Here is a 16,632-nt window from a genome sequence, read left to right as displayed (position 1 = left end):
TCGATGTCCACCCTCGGTGACCTTCTCGCCGAGCACACAGTTCTGCCCGGCAACGCGGTCGACCACCTGCACGCGGTGGTCGGCGAATGGCAACTGCTCGCCGACATGTCGTTCGCCGACTTTCTGATGTGGGTGCGGCGCGACGACGGTGCGCTGGTCTGCGTGGCCCAGGTGCGACCGAACACCGCGCCGACGGTGCTGCTCGCCGACGCCGTCGGCACCCTGAACCAACCCCACGAGATGCCGGTGGTGACCGAGGCGTTCGACACCGGCGCCATCGTCAGGCAAAACCCAGCGGGACAACAGGATTCACTCGGCCTCAACGTGGAGGCTGTTCCCGTGCGCTACAACAACAACGTGGTCGCGGTCCTGACGCATCAGACCGCATTGGCCGGGCGCAATGCGAGTCCGCTGGAAAGCGCCTACCTCGACTGCGCCGGTGACCTTCTGCTGATGCTGTCCGAAGGCACCTTTCCGAACGTCGGCGACGTCGCGATGTCGCGGTCGAGTCCCCGCGTCGGAGACGGGTTCATCCGCCTCGACGGCACCGGGATCGTCACGTTCGCCAGCCCGAACGCCATCTCGGCCTACCACCGCATGGGTCTGGCGGCCGAGCTGGAGGGCCACAACCTCGTCACGGTCACCCGGCCGCTGATCTCGGACCCCTTCGAGGCCCAGGAGCTCGCCGATCACGTCCGCGACTCGCTGGCCGGCGGTTCGAGCATGCGCATGGAGGTCGACGCGGGCGGGGCCGCGGTGCTGCTGCGGACGCTGCCGCTCGTGGTCCATGGCGAGGCCGTCGGCGCCGCCGTACTGATCCGCGACGTCACCGAGGTGAAGCGCCGTGATCGTGCTCTGCTGTCGAAGGACGCGACGATCCGCGAGATCCACCATCGGGTCAAGAACAATCTGCAGACCGTCGCGGCGCTGCTGCGGCTACAGGCGCGTCGCACCAACAACGTCGAGGGCCGTGAGGCGCTGATCGAATCGGTGCGGCGGGTGTCGTCCATCGCGTTGGTACACGACGCGTTGTCGATGTCGGTGGACGAGGAGGTCAACCTCGACGAGGTGATCGACCGGATCATCCCGATCATGAATGATGTTGCGGCGCCGGTGGATTCGGAAGCTCCGATCCGGATCAACCGCGTCGGTGAGCTCGGCGTGCTCGACGCCGACCGGGCCACTGCCCTCATCATGGTGATCACCGAGCTGGTGCAGAACGCCATCGAGCACGCCTTCGACCGCTCCACCCAACAGGGCTGCGTGACCATCCGTGCCGAGCGTTCGGCGCGCTGGCTCGACGTGGTGGTTCACGACGACGGTCGCGGACTGCCCGAGGGGTTCAGCTTGGAGAAATCCGACCGGCTCGGCCTTCAGATCGTGCGGACCCTCGTGTCGGCCGAACTGGACGGCTCGCTGGGCATGCACGAGGTGCCCACCGGCGGAACGGATGTGGTGCTGCGGGTGCCAATTGGGCGACGCACCCGGTTGGCTCAGTAGTGACCTGCGTCGCTTTTTACTTAAAAAGCAGTGTCTGAACAATTCGTGAATTTGAATGGGCACAAAGTTACGGCCCCGACATACGTCGGGGCCGTAAATCGTTTGACGGTGCTTAGACGCCGGTGCGGGCCTTCGTGCGGGCGTTGCGCCGCTTCAGTGCACGCCGCTCGTCCTCGCTCATGCCGCCCCACACGCCAGCGTCCTGTCCGGACTCCAATGCCCAGGTGAGGCACTCTGTGGTCACCGGGCACCGGTTGCAGACAAGCTTCGCGTCAGCGATCTGAGCAATCGCGGGTCCGCTGTTTCCCACCGGGAAGAACAGTTCCGGATCCTCGTCGCGACAGACCGCCTTGTGGCGCCAATCCATAGTTATTACTCCTTGTCGTGTGCGCAGCACAGCGCACGGACGTTTTCGTCGGCTGTTAACGCGTGCACATGAAATGTTTCTGCACTGTTGCATCCGAGTTTTTCACAGGCTGAACAGATGTCAATACTCGCGAGTTAACAAGTGGGCAACCTCACTAGCGGGGCCCACTTACCGAACCCCCCGCTCGTTTGTACTACACTCGACCAACCTGCGCCCTTAATTGGCGAATGCCCGACGGTCAGTGCAGGTCAGAGCCCTTTGGCCGGTGGTGCCACCACGGCGAGAGCATCCGGAACCGCGGTGAAGGCCATGGTTTCCCTCAGCCCGACGTAGTCTCCGTCGATCTGACAAGCAACGGGTGTGTCGCTGGTCACCCGCAGTTGTGTCAGGTCGTCCTCACGGATTAAATGGGCGGCTTCGATTCTCGGCCGTCGCGAAAGCATCTTCCGCACCAGCCGTAAGTTGGCCCACACGTTCATGCTGGTGATCGCGAAGACCCCGAGGCCGGTCTCGAACGTCGTCGACGGGTTGGTCCACACGGGCCTGGTATTCGCGTAGGTCCAGGGACTCGCGTTCGATACGAAGACGAAATGCGCCCCCTGGACCGGGTCGCGGCCGGGCATGTGCAACGTCAGCGTGGGTTTCCTGCGGGCATTGGCCAGCATTTCGCGGACAGCCACCCGGATATAGCGCGAGGCGGTGACCTTGCGTCCCTTGGCGCGCTGGGCCTCGACGGCGGCGACGACGTCTCCGTCGACACCCAAACCCGCGGTGAACACCGCCCAACGCTCGCCACAGTCCATCAGGCCGATGCGACGCCATTTCCTGCGCCGCCGATATGCCGACAGCAGGTCGATGAGCTGGTTGGTCGCCTCGATGGGATCGGGGCTGATCCCCAGCGCTCGGGCGAAGACATTGGCGGAGCCACCGGGCACGATGCCGACGGCGGGGGCCGCCGCACCTGGCCCAGCGACCTCCAGGATTCCGTTGACCACCTCGTTCACCGTGCCGTCGCCCCCGTGCACGATCAGCACGTCCACGCCGTCTCGTGCTGCGTCACGGCCGATCTCCACGGCGTGGCCCCGGTGATCGGTGTGCACGACGGTCAACTTGACCCGGCTTTCCAACGCGTGGGCCAGCAGGTCGCGCCCGGCCGGGGTCGTCGATGTCGCGTTGGGGTTGACGATCAGCACGGCGCGCACAGCTGACGACCCTATCCAACGGGTCAGGCCGAGCCTCTACGCTCGACGTCGTGACCGTTCCCTCGCCCACGACCGTTCGTCAGGCGGCGATCGTCGTATCGCTGGAAGGCCTCGCGGGTGTGCTGGCCGCGCTGTGGTACGTGGGCAGCGGGCTGCTGGGGACCGAGGAGCCCGGCATGAACAAGTTCGGCACCGCACTGTGGTTCGCCGTCATGGGCTCGGCGGTGCTCGCGGCGGGATGGGCGTTGTGGACGGGTCGGCGGTGGGGCCGCGGACTGGCGGTGTTCGCCCAGCTGATCCTGCTGGGCGTCGCCTACTACGTCGCTGCGGGCTCTGGTCAGTGGGCCGCCGGTATCGCGGTGGCGGTGGTGGCCTTGGCCATCCTGGGTCTGCTGTTCAGCCCGTCGGCGCTGCAATGGGCGGGAGCTCAGGACTCGCCGGCGAGTGCCGACAACTCCGGGCCGGAGACCCGGTAGGTGATCCACTCGCTCTGCGGTTTGCCTCCGACGGCGTCGTAGAGCGCGATCGCGTTGACGTTCCAGTCCAGCACGGCCCACGACAGCCTGGTGTAACCGTTGGCGACACACTCGCGGGCCAGCGTCGACAGCAGCTTGCGCGCCAGGCCGCGCCGCCGAAACTGTGGGCGCACGAACAGGTCTTCGAGGTAGATGCCCGCCACGCCATCCCAGGTGGAGAAGTTTCGGAACCACAACGCTGCCGCGGCGGCGACGCCGTCCACCTCTGCGATGTGGCCGTACACGATCGGCGCACCGCCGAAAAGTGCGTCCCGCATTTGGTTTTCGGTGACGGTGCAGTCGTCGGCGGCATGTTCGAACGCGGCGAGCTCGTGAATCATCGCCGTCAGTTCGGTCTCGTCACCCGGACGCGCCGGACGGATCAACTCGGTCATGTCTCGACACCCAGGGCTGCCAAGATCGTCTTGAATTTCGTTGTGGTCTCGTCGACTTCGTCGTCCGGTTCGGACTCGGCGACGATTCCGCCGCCCGCATACGCCAGCGCCGTACGGCGATCGGCCGACAGCTGCGCGCAGCGGATGGACACCACCCAACGGCCGTCGCCGCGCTGATCGCACCAACCCACCGCACCCGCGTAGAACCCGCGGTCGCCCTCCAGTTCGGTGATGAACTCCGACGCGGCGTCGCTGGGCACACCGCCCACCGCGGGCGTGGGATGCAACGCGAGCGCCAAATCCAGTGCGGTGATGGAGTGTTCGCGCAGCCGTCCACTGATCGGGGTGTAGAGGTGCCACACCGCCGCGGTCTTGTTGAGCTTCGGCTCGGCCGCGATGTCCAGTTCGGCGCACAGCGGATCCAGTGCCGCGCGCACCGCGTCCACGACGAGCTGGTGTTCGTGTCGGTTCTTCGCAGACGACGCCAGCGCGGCGCTGCTCGCCTCGTCGGCCTCGGCGTCGGGCAGTCGCGGAGCCGACCCCGCGAACGGCGCACAGAACATGCGATCGCCCTTACGTGCCACCAGCAACTCCGGGCTTGCGCCGATGAGTGCGGTGCCCGAATAGCCCCCACCCGCCGCGGACAAGTCGGCGAGAAAGGCGTTGGCCGCAGGGTCCTGGGCGAGAAGGCGGTGCAGAATCGTGCGGGCATCCAGCGGACCGTCGGAGACCAGCGTCAGGGCGCGGGCCAGCACCACCTTGTGCAAGACGTTGTGCGGATCACGCAGGCGGGCCAGCGCGGTCGCGATGCGGGCCCGGTGCTCGTCGGGCTCGGGCAGTGTCTCGGCGATCTGCACCGACGGCAGCGCACGCACCGGCCACTCCGGTAGCGCGTCGAGGAACTGGACCGACTGCGGCCTGATGAGCGCAGCCGGTTTCAACATGTCAAATGGCAAGGCACCCAATATTATTGGCGCGCTGTGCGACGCCAGTGCGGCCCGTGCCTCGGCGACTCTCGGGAACGCGGTGTGTATGCCGTCGGCGACGACGGCGGTGCCATCGGAGGCCAGGACGAAGGACGGTTCGCGGGTCATGCCGGTAGACACGGGTGGCGATGGCCCGTGAGTCCCAGTGCGCTGATCTGGCGCACGCCGTGTTCGTGTCCGCACACCGCGATAGACGCGGCCACCATCGCGAACCTGATGCCTTCAGAGATCGGCAGCTCCACCCAGCGCGTCACCACCGCACGGGAGAAGTGGCCGTGGCCGACGAAGAGGACGTCGCGCTCCTTGAGGTACGGCAACGCGTACTCGATGGCGCGGTCGGCCCGGTCGCTGACCTGCTGGATGGATTCGCCGCCCGGGCATCCGTGCGTCCACACCAGCCAGTCGGGCTCCGCCTGCTGGATTTCCTTCGTCGTGAGTCCTTCGTAGTCGCCGTAATCCCATTCGGCGAGAAGGGGAGACACTTCGTCGACCGTCAGGCCGGCGAGTTCGGCGGTGACGAGCGCACGCTTTCGCGGACTGGACACGATGAACGGGTTGTCGAGTCTCAGCACGTCCAGTGCGTCGGCGGCCAGCGTGGCCTGCTCCCGGCCGGCGTCGGTGAGGTCGAGTTCGGTGCGGCCGGTGTGCCGACCCGAAAGTGACCACTCCGTCTCGCCGTGGCGAAGCAATAGCAGTCGGTGCTGCTCGACAGTCACCCTGGCGATTCTGCCCCACGGACGGCGGCGGTGTTGGTGGGCGTGCCAGGATGAGAGGGTGACGCGGGTACTTGCGGTCGCCAATCAAAAGGGTGGGGTCGCCAAAACGACGACGGTGGCGTCGTTGGGCGCGGCGATGGCGGAGAAGGGCCGGCGGGTGCTGCTGGTCGACCTCGATCCGCAGGGTTGTTTGACGTTCTCGTTGGGTCAGGACCCCGACAAGCTGCCGGTGTCGATCCATGAGGTGCTCCTCGGCGAGGTCGAGACCGACGCGGCGCTGGTCGACACGACCGAGGGGATGACGCTGCTGCCCGCCAACATCGACCTGGCCGGGGCCGAGGCGATGTTGTTGATGCGGGCCGGCCGCGAATACGCCCTCAAGCGTGCGCTGGACAAGGTCGCCGATCGGTTCGACGTTGTGATCGTCGACTGTCCGCCGTCGCTGGGCGTGCTTACGCTCAACGGGCTGACGGCGGCCGACGACGTGATCGTGCCGCTGCAGTGCGAGACGCTGGCCCATCGCGGCGTCGGCCAGTTCCTGCGCACCATCAACGACGTCCAGCAGATCACCAACAGTGACCTGAAGTTGCTGGGCGCGCTGCCGACGCTGTACGACTCGCGCACCACGCACAGCCGTGACGTGCTCCTCGACGTCGCCGACCGATACGACCTGCCGGTGCTCGCACCGCCCATTCCCCGCACCGTGCGCTTCGCCGAGGCGACCGCATCAGGGGCGTCGGTGCTCGCGAGCCGAAAGAACAAGGGCGCGAGCGCCTATCGCGAGTTGGCGAGCGCGCTGCTCAAGCACTGGAAGAACGGCAAACCCCTCGCGACGTATACGCCCGAGGTGTAGCGATTTCGGCGTGCGGGGTCACGCTCAGCGAGACTTAGCACGCCGAAACCGCAGTTAGCCGAGCGCGACCACGTCGTCGCCCCGCTGTTCGAGCACTGTCGAGCCCGCGACGGCAGGGACGATCGGGGTGTCGCTCGCCGGCCTCTGCACCGGGATATGGCGGTCACCCTCGCCGTCCTGCGGGTCGAATATGTCGTAGCCGCCGGTGACCGGTACCAGCAGCCGCCCCGCCATCGCCGTCGCCGGTCCCAGCGGAACGTTGGGACCGGACGGCGAGATCGTGTACTTGTAGCGAAGGTCGTTGGCGGAGAACACCATTACGCTGTCGCCGGTCCACCAGGTGATCAGGTCTCCTGCGCGCGACATCGTCGCGTTCTCCGACGCCGGCTTGGTGAGCGGCGTGCTCGCGATCGTCGTGCCGGTTTCGTCGACGATGTTCACGACCGGTTTGGGCGTCGGCACGTAGACCGCCGCCGTCGTATCGGCGACCGCGATCACCTGGGCGTTGGAGTCGGCGCTCACGCCGGGCTGGGGGACGTACTTCATTTCGGGGGTGTCCTCCTCGTCCGACGGCCGCAGCAGGGTCAGCCGCACGTCCGGCTGATCCGGACAGGACTCGAAGACGGCGACGGAGGTCGAACTGGCGGCCGCCGACAACAGCCGGCAGAGCGGCAACACCGGGACGTCGGGCTTGATCCTGGCGTCCAGCGCGCCGTAACTGAGCATTCTGACCATGTCGGAGCGCCATAGCTCGAGACGGCTGTCGCCGAAGGACAGCACCACGGTGCCGTCCGACGACAGTTTCACCTCGGGGTCCGCGTAGGCGGTGCGGGCGGGACCGCGCTTACCCGTCTTGGCGTCGATGGTGCTGACCTGGCCGCAGCCGCGGGTGTCGGGGTAGACCGCGACGGCGTACTGGTACACCCAGCTGACGCCGCACAGATCCAGGTCGGTGCGCGCGTAGGACCACATCGGAGTTCCGGAGACCGGATCGCGGCCCTGGACCGTGGAGCCGTCACCGGTGACCACGCTTGCAGCGACCACCAGCGGCGCCGTCGTCTTGGGACTGGGCGCGGTCCACAGCTCGCGCAGCGTCGATGGCACCGTCTTGGCGTTGGCCAGCGGCGGCACCGGGCTCGCCGCGGGGCGGCTGATCGTCGCCCTGGCATCACTCGTCCACCAGACGAGACCGGCGGTGACGGCGATGACGGCGGCGATCACGATCGCCGCCACCACGTCGGCGCGAGTGCGGCGTTCGGGTTTGACCATCGGGTGGTGGAAGCGAGTTAGCCCGTGGTGGCCGCAGCCTTGCGCGGACGGCGGCGACGCCGGCGCCGCGGCGCGCCGTCGGTGCCTTCCGCGGCCTCCGACGAGGCTTGCTCGGTCGGCGCGGTTGTGGTGTGTCCGGTGACCGGCTCGCCGCCGCGGGTCCGCCGCCGCGTGCGGGTGCGGTTGCGGGCGGGACGGTCGGCGGACTTCTTCTCGGCCGGCGGCCGCGCGGCGTGCGCCTTGCGCGGGTCGCCCACGGTTCCCGTCGCGTCGGCGGGGATGTTCAGCTCTTCGTAGAGATGCGGCGAGCTGGAGTACGTCTCCGCCGGGTCGGGGGTGTTGAGGCCAAGAGCCTTGTCGATCATCGCCCAGCGGGGCAGTTCATCCCAGTCGACCAGCGTGACCGCGATACCGGTCTTGCCGGCGCGGCCGGTGCGGCCGATGCGGTGCACGTAGGACTGCTCGTCCTCGGGGATCTGGTAGTTGATCACGTGGGTGATGTCGTCGATGTCGATACCGCGAGCCGCCACGTCCGTCGCCACCAACACGTCGATCTCGCCGGAGCGGAACGCCTTGAGCGACTTCTCGCGGGCGCCCTGACCGAGGTCGCCGTGCACCGCGCCGACCTTGAAGCCGCGCTCGGCCAGTTCGTCGGACACCTTCTGGGCGGTGCGCTTGGTCCTGGTGAAGATCATCGTCGCGCCGCGACCCTCGGCCTGCAGAATTCGGGCGACCATCTCGACCTTGTCCAGCGCGTGGGCGCGGTAGGCGAACTGCTCGGTGGTGTCATGGGTGGCCGCCGAATGCGGGGCCTCGGCCCGGATGTGGGTCGGCTGGTTCATGAACGTGCGCGCCAGCGTGATGATCGGGTCCGGCATGGTCGCCGAAAACAGCATCGCCTGCCGTTCATCGGGGATCTGGCGCAGGATCCGCTCGATATCGGGCAGGAAGCCCAGGTCGAGCATCTCGTCGGCCTCGTCGAGCACCAGCATCGACAGCCCGCCCAGCTGCAGGTGCCCCTGCTGAGCGAGGTCGAGCAACCGGCCCGGGGTACCGACGACGACGTCGACGCCCTTCTGCAGGGCCTCGATCTGCGGCTCGTACGGCCGGCCGCCGTAGATGGACGTGACCGTGAGCTTCCGGTCGCCGGCCCGCAGGTACTTGGCCGCGGACGCCAGGTCGCTCGACACCTGCAGGCACAGCTCGCGGGTGGGCACGACGACGAGCGCGCGCGGGATACCCGTCAGCTCCCTGGTCGGGTCGGTGGTGATCCGCTGCAGCAGCGGCACGCCGAACGCCAGCGTCTTGCCCATACCTGTACGGGCCTGACCGATCAGGTCGTCACCCGCAAGCGCGAGCGGCATGGTCAGTTCTTGGATGGCAAAAGGATGTTCCTTGCCGTCCTCCTTGAGTGCGCGCACGATTTCGTCGCGGACTCCGAGTTCAGCAAATGTTCGATTGAGATGCGTCATACGCGGGAGGCTTGCCTTTCAATTGTCGATTCCTCATGGCGTCCACGCGCGCACGAGTTCGACGAAAGCTTTGCCGGGGCCCTGCGCTGAGGTAGGCGGGCCGACTGCGTGCACGCACATTTCTTAGGGAGCGGCCTGGTCTCTTCGACCCTCACGATGCTGCTTCCTGACCTCATGATACCTGGCCGGGTTCACCGAAGGGTTCGCGCCGCTCGCCGATTACAGTTGGGCCCATGACCGCCCCCAAGTCTTCGGCGCCGCTGACGGCGTCTTCCGAGCAGGTGAGCTCGGGCGTGTCGGCCGACCATCCCGGCGTCAACGAGCTGTTCGCGTTGTTGGCGTACGGCGAGGTGGCGGCGTTCTATCGGCTGACCGACGAAGCTCGGATGGCGCCCAACCTGCGGGGCCGCATCAACATGGCCAGCATGGCCGCAGCGGAGATGCAGCATTACGAGGTGCTGCGCGACGCGCTGGAACGCCGCGGCGTCGACGTGGTGCCCGCGATGACGAAATACGCGTCGGCACTTGAGAATTACCATCGACTGACCACGCCCAGCACGTGGCTCGAGGCGCTCGTCAAGACCTACGTCGGCGATGCCTTGGCCGCCGACTTCTACCTCGAGATCGCCACCGCACTACCCGCCGAGGTCGCCGACGTCGTGCGTGCGGTGCTGTCGGAGACCGGTCACTCGCAGTTCGTCGTCGCCGAGGTGCAGGCCGCCGTGACGGCGAGCGAGAAGCAACGCCACCGGCTGGCCCTGTGGTCGCGCCGGTTGCTCGGTGAGGCGATCACGCAGGCGCAGTACGTCATGGCCGACCACGACGAACTCGTCGACCTCGTCATGTCGAGCGGCGAGGGCCTGACCCAGATGACCGAATTCTTCGATCGGCTGCAGCGCACCCACGCCTCCCGCATGCAGGAGCTGGGCCTGGCCTAGCGGCTACTGCGTACAGGTCGCGATCATCGTGTTGTTGCTCTGATAGGCGATCAGCTGGCCAGCCGCGTCGTAGATGCCGCAGTTGAGCTGACCGCCCACGCTGGTCGCCGTGACGGACTTGAGCTCGACACCCGGATCCAGCACCACCGTCTTCGCCCACGGCAGCGCGACGTTGACCTCGGTCTGCAGCGCGCCCTGCGAGTCGGTGTAGATGACGGTGACGAAGTCGATCAGCGGTTTGGTGCCGGTCACCCGATAGGTGACGGTGCGCGGTGCGGCAGCCGCAGGTGGGGGCGGCGGCGGGGCGGCGATCTCGGGCTGTGGCGCCACGGTCGGCTGTGCGGACGGGCTCACCGTCGTGACGGTCTCGGCGGGCAGTGAGGGAACCACCGGCGGGGGCGTCGAGGCCGCCGGGGCCGACGTCGTCAGGGGGGCCGAGGTGGCAGTGGGAGCCGATGAGGTTCCGGTGGCCGTCACCGAACCGCTGTCGCCGCCGCCGAGGATGATGCCCGTCGTGCCGATCGCGATGAACAAGATCACACCGGCGATCCCCGCGATCCACATCCACCGGCGGTCGATGCTCTCCTCGTCGTACTCCGCGTAGTCGGCGTACTCGTCCTCCGGATACTCCAGCAGGCCGTCGTATTCGAGTTCGCCGTACTCGTCGACGGTCTGGGTGGAAATGACCTCGGTGGGGGTCAGCGAATACGGGGAATGCGCGGTATAAGGCCTGTTCATAAAGGGTTCCCAGGTTGTCTCGTTTATGTACCGGCCCGATGCTATCGATGCGCAAGTGGCAGATGAGGTTTAGCGGGCGCGTGTACGGTCACGGTCCGGACTCGGTTAGGTCGCCCGTTTGTGACCCCGTCCGGAATGGTGGGCGAGAGCCGGGCTTCGCTGACCGCGAACTCACCGGCGCGCACCACCGTGACGGCGTCCACTAGCCTTGGCGTCAAAGCTCTTCGAGGTTGTACGTACGGGAAAGGTTCACAGCGTGGAGGTCAAGATCGGTGTCACGGACAGCGCGCGCGAGCTGGTGTTCAACAGCGCGCAGACACCAACCGAGGTGGAGAAGCTGATCACCGATGCGCTGGACAAGAATTCGGGCGTGCTGGCCCTCACCGACGAGAAGGGCAGGCGGTTCCTGGTCCAGACGTCGAAGATCACCTACGTCGAGATCGGTGCCGCGGACGTCCGCCGCGTCGGCTTCGGCGTGGTCGGATCCGAGGCCGTCAAGAACGGGTAAGCGGCACGTGTGACAGGCCGCCCCAGGCAAACTGCACAGTGCCTTCGACCGCGTCGTCCTTGCTGATCGGGCGGTCGTTGTTCAGCCAGTACCGCGCCGAGTCGACGCTGATGGCCACCAGGCCGACGGCGATCATCCTGGCGCGGTGCGCCTCCAGCCCGGAATCGCGGCTGATCAGGTCGAATACCGCGTCGGTGCACGATTCGGTGGCCACCTTGACCTGCGCGGCGACCTGCGGTTCGGTCACGTAGTCGTTCTCGAAGATGAGCCGGTAGCCCTGGCTGTCGTGCTCGATGAAGTCGAAGAACGCGTGAACTGCCGCGCGCAACCGCTGCCGGTTGTCGGTGGTGGTGCGAAGCGCTTGGCGCACACCGGACACCAGGTTCTCGACGTGTCGTTGCAACACCGCCAGATACAGTTCCAGCTTCGACGAGAAGTGTTGGTAGAGAACGGGTTTGCTCACGCCTGCCCGCTCTGCGATCTCGTCCATACCCGCCGCGTGATAGCCGCGGTCGACGAAAACCTCGCTGGCAGCGACGAGTAACTGCCCACGCCGCTCGTCGCGAGGCAGCCGGTTGCCACGTCGGCCCAGCGCTTCTCGGGCGCCCGGCTGCGCGCTCCGCCTAGTCGTGGCGGAGTTGGCGAGTTCGCTCATTACGTCCTTTTATCTGCTCGTTTGGCAACGAGATTACTACCGTTGCGACAATCAGCACGCAAAGCCGTGGTCGACGGCGTTGTCGGCGAAGCTCACCACCGCCAGTGGCGCGCCGGAGGTCTGAGCACTCTAGCCTGTGTCATCCTGTGTCAGTGACCTACGACTCGGAGCGTCGCGGGGGAGGCGTGCCTGTGCTTCGCGACGAGTGGCGTGAGCCGTTGCGCGCGATGCGCGACCCCTTGGCGGGCGACTCCGGTCGGCCCAGGTCCAACCGCGACGAGCACCGCAACGTCCGCAAGCAGACCAAACTGGGCCGTTTCGTACACACCTACGGTTGGCGGGCCTACGCGCTGCCCCTGTTGGCCGTGTGGACGGTCGTGGCGCTCTATCTGACGTTTGCCGGGTCCACCGAGACCCCGACCGAAGAGCCCGAGGGGCCGGTGCAGGGCCCGCCCACGATCGGCGTGGCCAGCACCGCGATCATCGGCGCGCCGCCGAAAGGGTTGACGCAGTTCGACGCGAATCTGCCGACCGGGATCCTGCCCGACGGCGGTCCGTTCACCGAGGCGGGCGCCAAGACGTGGCATATCGTGCCCGGCGCCTCGTCACAGGTGGGCGAGGGTACGGCGAAGGTGTTCACCTACACGGTCGAGGTCGAGGACGGCATCGACACCACGACGTTCGGTGGTGACGAGGGCTTCGCCCGGATGGTCAGCGAAACGCTGGCGAATCCGAAGAGCTGGACCCACAATCCGCAGTTCGCGTTCACGCGCGTCGACGGGACCGCGCAAATCCAACCCGATTTCCGGATTTCGCTGAGCTCGCCGATGACGGTGCGGGAGGGATGCGGCTACGACATCCCGCTCGAGGCGTCCTGCTACAACCCGGCCTACCTCGACGGGGAGCCGCGCGTCTTCATCAACGAGGCGCGCTGGGTCCGCGGCGCCGTCCCGTTCCAGGGCGACATCGGCTCGTACCGGCAGTACCTGATCAACCACGAGGTGGGCCACGCGATCGGCTACCAGCGGCACGAGTCCTGCGCGGCCAACGGCGAGTTGGCGCCGATCATGATGCAGCAGACGTTCTCCACGAACAACAACGATGCGGCCCGATTCGACCCGGGCACCATCAACCCCGACGGCAAGACGTGCCGATTCAACCCTTGGCCGTACCCGATCGCCTGAGCCGACGGCGGGAAGCAGTGGGGCCCTGACGCTGTTGATTGCAGTACTTATGCACAACTGCTGAGATGGTCGGTAGACGTAAATGCGGGCGAGCGTCCCAAATGAGCAAGGAGAAATCACGGTGTCTACACCGTTGCCGCCGCTGGTAGAGCCGGCGGCAGAGTTGACGCGCGAGGAGGTCGCGCGCTACAGCCGTCACCTCATCATTCCGGACCTCGGTCTGGACGGGCAGAAGCGGCTCAAGAACGCCAAGGTGCTGGTCATCGGCGCCGGCGGGCTGGGTTCGCCTGCCCTGCTGTATCTGGCGGCTGCCGGGGTGGGCACCATCGGGATCGTCGAGTTCGACGTGGTCGACGAGTCCAATCTGCAGCGCCAGATCATTCACGGACAGTCGGACATCGGCCGGTCCAAGGCCGAGAGCGCACGCGACTCCATCCACGAGATCAACCCGCTCGTGAAGGTCAATCTGCACGAGTTCCGGCTGGAACCCGACAACGCCGTCGAGCTGTTCGAGCAGTACGACCTGATCCTCGACGGCACCGACAACTTCGCGACCCGCTACCTCGTCAACGACGCCGCCGTACTCGCGGGCAAGCCGTACGTCTGGGGCTCGATCTACCGGTTCGAGGGCCAGGTCTCGGTGTTCTGGGAGGACGCCCCGAACGGGCTGGGCCTGAACTACCGCGACCTGTATCCCGAGCCGCCACCACCGGGCATGGTGCCGTCCTGTGCGGAAGGCGGCGTGCTGGGCATTCTGTGCGCCTCCATCGCGTCCGTGATGGGCACCGAGGCCATCAAGCTGATCACCGGGATCGGGGAGCCGCTGCTGGGCCGCTTGATGGTCTACGACGCGCTCGATATGACGTATCGCACGATCAAGATCCGCAAGGATCCGTCGACGCCGAAGATCACCGAGCTCATCGACTACGAGGAGTTCTGCGGCGTGGTGTCCGATGCCGCGGCCGAGGCGGCCGCCGACTCGACCATCACCCCGCGCGAGCTGCGCGAGATGATGGACAGCGGCAAGCCGCTCGCCCTGATCGATGTGCGCGAGCCCGTCGAGTGGGACATCAATCACATCGAGGGCGCCGAGCTGATCCCCAAGGGCGCCTTCGAAACCGGTGAGGCGCTGGCCAAACTGCAGGTCGACCGGACCCCGGTGTTCTACTGCAAGACCGGCGTGCGCTCGGCCGAGGTGCTGGCCATCGTCAAGAAGGCCGGCTTCTCCGACGCGCTGCATGTGCAGGGCGGAATCGTCGCCTGGGGTAAGCAACTCGAACCCGACATGGTGATGTACTAACCGCTCGTTTGCCGGAGCTCCGCTTACGCTGACGTCATGAGTGTCGAGCGGCCCCCTGATCATGTGCTGGCGGGGTTCGGATTGACCGGTGTCACGCCGACGCCTCTCGGGTCGAGCTGGGAGGGTGGCTGGCGCTGCGGCGAGGTCGTGTTGTCGATGGTCGCCGATCACGCGCGTGCGGCGTGGTCGGCGAAGGTGCGCGAGACGCTGTTCGTCGACGGGGTGCGGCTGGCCCGGCCGGTGCGGTCGACCGACGGCCGCTACGTCGTCGCGGGCTGGCGGGCCGACACCTTCGTCGCGGGCACACCGGAACCGCGTCACGACGAGGTGGTGTCGGCCGCGGTACGGCTGCACGAGGCGACGGCCAAGCTCGAGCGCCCGCGGTTTCTGACCCAGCCCCCGGTGGCCCCGTGGTCTGACGTCGACGTGTTCATCGCCGCCGACCGGGCCGCGTGGGAAGAGCGTCCGCTGCATTCCTTGCCGCCGGGAGCGCGGGTGTCGCCCGGCTCGGCGGACGGTCAGCGGTCGGTCGAGTTGATCGGTCAGCTGGCCGGGTTACGCAAGCCGACCAAGAGCCCCAGCCAACTGGTGCACGGAGACCTTTACGGCACAGTGCTTTTCGAAGGGACCGCCGCGCCGGGGATCACCGACATCACGCCGTACTGGCGACCGGCTTCGTGGGCGGCCGGGGTCGCTGTCGTCGACGCGTTGTCGTGGGGTGACGCCGACGACGGGCTCATCGAGCGATGGAGCCCGCTGCCGGAGTGGCCGCAGATGCTGTTGCGGGCGTTGATGTTCCGTCTCGCCGTCCACGCATTGCATCCGCGGTCCACGGCTGCGGCGTTCCCGGGTCTGGCGCGTACGGCTGCGTTGGTGCGCCTGGTCGTCTGACTTTGGCCCGTCGAGTGCACGCTTGTTCGCGGCCTCACTCGACGTTTGCGTACAACAAGCGTGCAGTCGCGCTCAGAACTCGTGGCGTACGTCGCGCAACGCGATTCGGCCGTCCTGCGCCAACACCCCTTCGGCTCGCAGCAGCTCCAACTGCTCGGTGGTCAGGTGCGGTGCGGGGCGACCCGATGCGCGAATAACCCGGTGCCAGGGTAGATCCGACGAGTCGGTGCGCATGATCCAACCGACGATCCGCGGGCTGGAAAGACCGGCCGCCTCCGCGATGTCGCCATACGTCGACACTCGGCCGGGCGGGATCGAGGCGACCAGTGCGCGCACCGTTTCGACCTGTTCGTCGGTGACGGCCGCCATCTATCCCAGGGCCTTGCGTATCACCGTCGCCGTTTCGGCGGGCAATGCCTGGGCGACCATGTGGTCGCAGTCGAACTCGATGAGCTCGAAGCCGGGGGAGGCGGCCAGCGCGGTGACCAGTTCGTCGGTGACGTACGGCGGGTCGGTCCTTTCGGCCCGCACCAGCGTCGTGGGGATTGTGGGGGGCGGCAACGTGATCGGGCGGGCCAACTCGCTCCAGTACGACATCGTCGCCGGGATACTGATCCGCCAGCCGCATCGGCCGTTGGCCTGATCGATGAGGTGCTCGTCGAGTTCGCGGTCCAGTTCGTCGGCGTCGACGTCGGCCCACGAACCGTTCGCCTTCTCCGCCCGCGCCTCGGCCCGGTCGGTGTAGTCCGGTGAGGCCATCATGTCGTCGGCGATGTCGCGCATCCATCCGCCGTCCAGACCCACCGCCGGGTCGAGTAATACCAGCGCGGAGACGAGCTCGGGATGGGACGCGGCGAGCGTCAGGGCGATCGCGCCGCCGAAGGAATGCCCGACAACCACCGTCGGCCTGTCGAGCAGGGTGGCCAGCGCCGCCACGTTGGCGTCGATCGTCCACGGCGCCGCCCACGACGAACGTCCGTGCCCGAGCAGGTCCGGTGCGGCGACGACGAATTCGGTCAGATGCCGCGTCGCGAGGGTCTGCCAGCGCTGTCCGTGTCCCGTCAAGCCGTGGATGGCCAGAATCTGGATCGGGCCGTCCGGACCGTAGCGGTGAAGGTGCAGTGGTTCGCTCACTCCTCTGAT

Annotated in this window: 19 protein-coding genes; 8 read left to right on the top strand and 11 right to left on the bottom strand. The window is 67.1% G+C overall.

What is annotated here, in order from left to right:
* The first annotated feature begins 3 nt into the window (after nt 1–3).
* Complete coding sequence (locus tag G6N43_RS25090) at nt 4–1,500, top strand: two-component system sensor histidine kinase PdtaS (protein WP_083154214.1); 1,497 nt, start codon at nt 4–6, stop codon at nt 1,498–1,500.
* A 112-nt stretch (nt 1,501–1,612) separates the two neighbouring features.
* Here the strand turns inward: G6N43_RS25090 and whiB1 are convergent, their stop codons facing one another.
* Nucleotides 1,613–1,867, bottom strand: coding sequence for a transcriptional regulator WhiB1 (gene whiB1, locus G6N43_RS25085; protein WP_070355743.1), 255 nt, complete (start codon nt 1,865–1,867; stop codon nt 1,613–1,615).
* A 248-nt stretch (nt 1,868–2,115) separates the two neighbouring features.
* Nucleotides 2,116–3,069, bottom strand: a complete 954-nt coding sequence (locus G6N43_RS25080; RefSeq protein ID WP_083154212.1) for a diacylglycerol/lipid kinase family protein — start codon at nt 3,067–3,069, stop codon at nt 2,116–2,118.
* A 50-nt stretch (nt 3,070–3,119) separates the two neighbouring features.
* Here G6N43_RS25080 and G6N43_RS25075 point away from each other — a divergent pair, with 50 nt between their 5' ends.
* Nucleotides 3,120–3,545: a hypothetical protein gene (locus tag G6N43_RS25075; protein ID WP_083154210.1), complete on the top strand. Its 426-nt coding sequence runs from the start codon at nt 3,120–3,122 to the stop codon at nt 3,543–3,545.
* Here G6N43_RS25075 and G6N43_RS25070 read toward each other — a convergent pair.
* The 3 genes from G6N43_RS25070 to G6N43_RS25060 are packed head-to-tail and all read right to left on the bottom strand — an operon-like array spanning nt 3,497 to nt 5,681.
* Entirely contained in the window at nt 3,497–3,979 is a 483-nt protein-coding gene (locus G6N43_RS25070; RefSeq protein WP_083154208.1) for a GNAT family N-acetyltransferase, read from the bottom strand. The two genes, G6N43_RS25075 and G6N43_RS25070, sit on opposite strands and share 49 nt — an antisense overlap.
* Nucleotides 3,976–5,073 (bottom strand): isochorismate synthase, encoded by a 1,098-nt coding sequence (locus G6N43_RS25065; protein WP_083154206.1) that lies wholly within the window; start codon nt 5,071–5,073, stop codon nt 3,976–3,978. The genes G6N43_RS25070 and G6N43_RS25065 overlap by 4 nt, the downstream gene beginning before the upstream one ends.
* On the bottom strand, nt 5,070–5,681 hold the full coding sequence (locus G6N43_RS25060; RefSeq protein WP_083154204.1) for an acid phosphatase: 612 nt from the start codon (nt 5,679–5,681) through the stop codon (nt 5,070–5,072). The genes G6N43_RS25065 and G6N43_RS25060 overlap by 4 nt, the downstream gene beginning before the upstream one ends.
* A 58-nt stretch (nt 5,682–5,739) precedes the next feature.
* Here G6N43_RS25060 and G6N43_RS25055 point away from each other — a divergent pair, with 58 nt between their 5' ends.
* The gene (locus G6N43_RS25055) at nt 5,740–6,534 is read left to right on the top strand and encodes a ParA family protein (RefSeq protein ID WP_083154202.1); all 795 of its coding nucleotides are present in this window, start codon (nt 5,740–5,742) and stop codon (nt 6,532–6,534) included.
* A 54-nt stretch (nt 6,535–6,588) separates the two neighbouring features.
* On the opposite strand, the gene G6N43_RS25050 is transcribed toward G6N43_RS25055, so the two are convergent.
* Nucleotides 6,589–7,803 carry an Rv3212 family protein gene (locus tag G6N43_RS25050; protein WP_083154199.1) on the bottom strand — a complete coding sequence of 405 codons (1,215 nt, stop codon included), beginning with the start codon at nt 7,801–7,803 and terminating at the stop codon, nt 6,589–6,591.
* A 17-nt stretch (nt 7,804–7,820) separates the two neighbouring features.
* On the bottom strand, nt 7,821–9,275 hold the full coding sequence (locus tag G6N43_RS25045; protein WP_083154196.1) for a DEAD/DEAH box helicase: 1,455 nt from the start codon (nt 9,273–9,275) through the stop codon (nt 7,821–7,823).
* 233 nt (nt 9,276–9,508) lie between these two features.
* Here G6N43_RS25045 and G6N43_RS25040 point away from each other — a divergent pair, with 233 nt between their 5' ends.
* A complete protein-coding gene (locus G6N43_RS25040; RefSeq protein WP_083154194.1) occupies nt 9,509–10,213 on the top strand; it encodes a ferritin-like fold-containing protein in 705 nt (234 codons plus the stop codon).
* Nucleotides 10,214–10,216: 3 nt separating this feature from the next.
* Here the strand turns inward: G6N43_RS25040 and G6N43_RS25035 are convergent, their stop codons facing one another.
* On the bottom strand, nt 10,217–10,951 hold the full coding sequence (locus G6N43_RS25035; protein ID WP_083154192.1) for a RodZ family helix-turn-helix domain-containing protein: 735 nt from the start codon (nt 10,949–10,951) through the stop codon (nt 10,217–10,219).
* A 256-nt stretch (nt 10,952–11,207) separates the two neighbouring features.
* On the opposite strand from G6N43_RS25035, the gene G6N43_RS25030 reads away from it, so the two are divergent.
* Nucleotides 11,208–11,459 carry a DUF3107 domain-containing protein gene (locus G6N43_RS25030; protein WP_083154190.1) on the top strand — a complete coding sequence of 84 codons (252 nt, stop codon included), beginning with the start codon at nt 11,208–11,210 and terminating at the stop codon, nt 11,457–11,459.
* Here the strand turns inward: G6N43_RS25030 and G6N43_RS25025 are convergent.
* Nucleotides 11,446–12,114 carry an HTH-type transcriptional activator FasR gene (locus G6N43_RS25025; RefSeq protein WP_083154188.1) on the bottom strand — a complete coding sequence of 223 codons (669 nt, stop codon included), beginning with the start codon at nt 12,112–12,114 and terminating at the stop codon, nt 11,446–11,448. The genes G6N43_RS25030 and G6N43_RS25025 overlap by 14 nt on opposite strands.
* A 152-nt stretch (nt 12,115–12,266) precedes the next feature.
* On the opposite strand from G6N43_RS25025, the gene G6N43_RS25020 reads away from it, so the two are divergent.
* The 3 genes from G6N43_RS25020 to G6N43_RS25010 all read left to right on the top strand — a co-directional run bounded on the left by G6N43_RS25020 (nt 12,267) and on the right by G6N43_RS25010 (nt 15,489).
* Complete coding sequence (locus G6N43_RS25020; RefSeq protein WP_179967919.1) at nt 12,267–13,298, top strand: DUF3152 domain-containing protein; 1,032 nt, start codon at nt 12,267–12,269, stop codon at nt 13,296–13,298.
* A gap of 121 nt (nt 13,299–13,419) precedes the next feature.
* Nucleotides 13,420–14,598, top strand: coding sequence for an adenylyltransferase/sulfurtransferase MoeZ (gene moeZ / locus G6N43_RS25015; RefSeq protein ID WP_083154183.1), 1,179 nt, complete (start codon nt 13,420–13,422; stop codon nt 14,596–14,598).
* A 36-nt stretch (nt 14,599–14,634) separates the two neighbouring features.
* On the top strand, nt 14,635–15,489 hold the full coding sequence (locus tag G6N43_RS25010; RefSeq protein WP_083154180.1) for a TIGR02569 family protein: 855 nt from the start codon (nt 14,635–14,637) through the stop codon (nt 15,487–15,489).
* Between the two features lie 72 nt (nt 15,490–15,561).
* On the opposite strand, the gene G6N43_RS25005 is transcribed toward G6N43_RS25010, so the two are convergent.
* Together G6N43_RS25005 and G6N43_RS25000 are read right to left on the bottom strand one after the other, a co-directional pair.
* A complete protein-coding gene (locus tag G6N43_RS25005; RefSeq protein ID WP_083154177.1) occupies nt 15,562–15,858 on the bottom strand; it encodes an MGMT family protein in 297 nt (98 codons plus the stop codon).
* Entirely contained in the window at nt 15,859–16,623 is a 765-nt protein-coding gene (locus G6N43_RS25000) for an alpha/beta fold hydrolase (protein ID WP_083154174.1), read from the bottom strand.
* Between the last annotated feature and the right edge of the window lie 9 nt (nt 16,624–16,632).

Source organism: Mycolicibacterium moriokaense (assembly GCF_010726085.1).
GTDB classification, from domain to species: Bacteria; Actinomycetota; Actinomycetes; order Mycobacteriales; family Mycobacteriaceae; genus Mycobacterium; species Mycobacterium moriokaense.
Note: the sequence above shows the minus strand (reverse complement) of the source record. Positions and strands in the feature narration are given on the sequence as shown.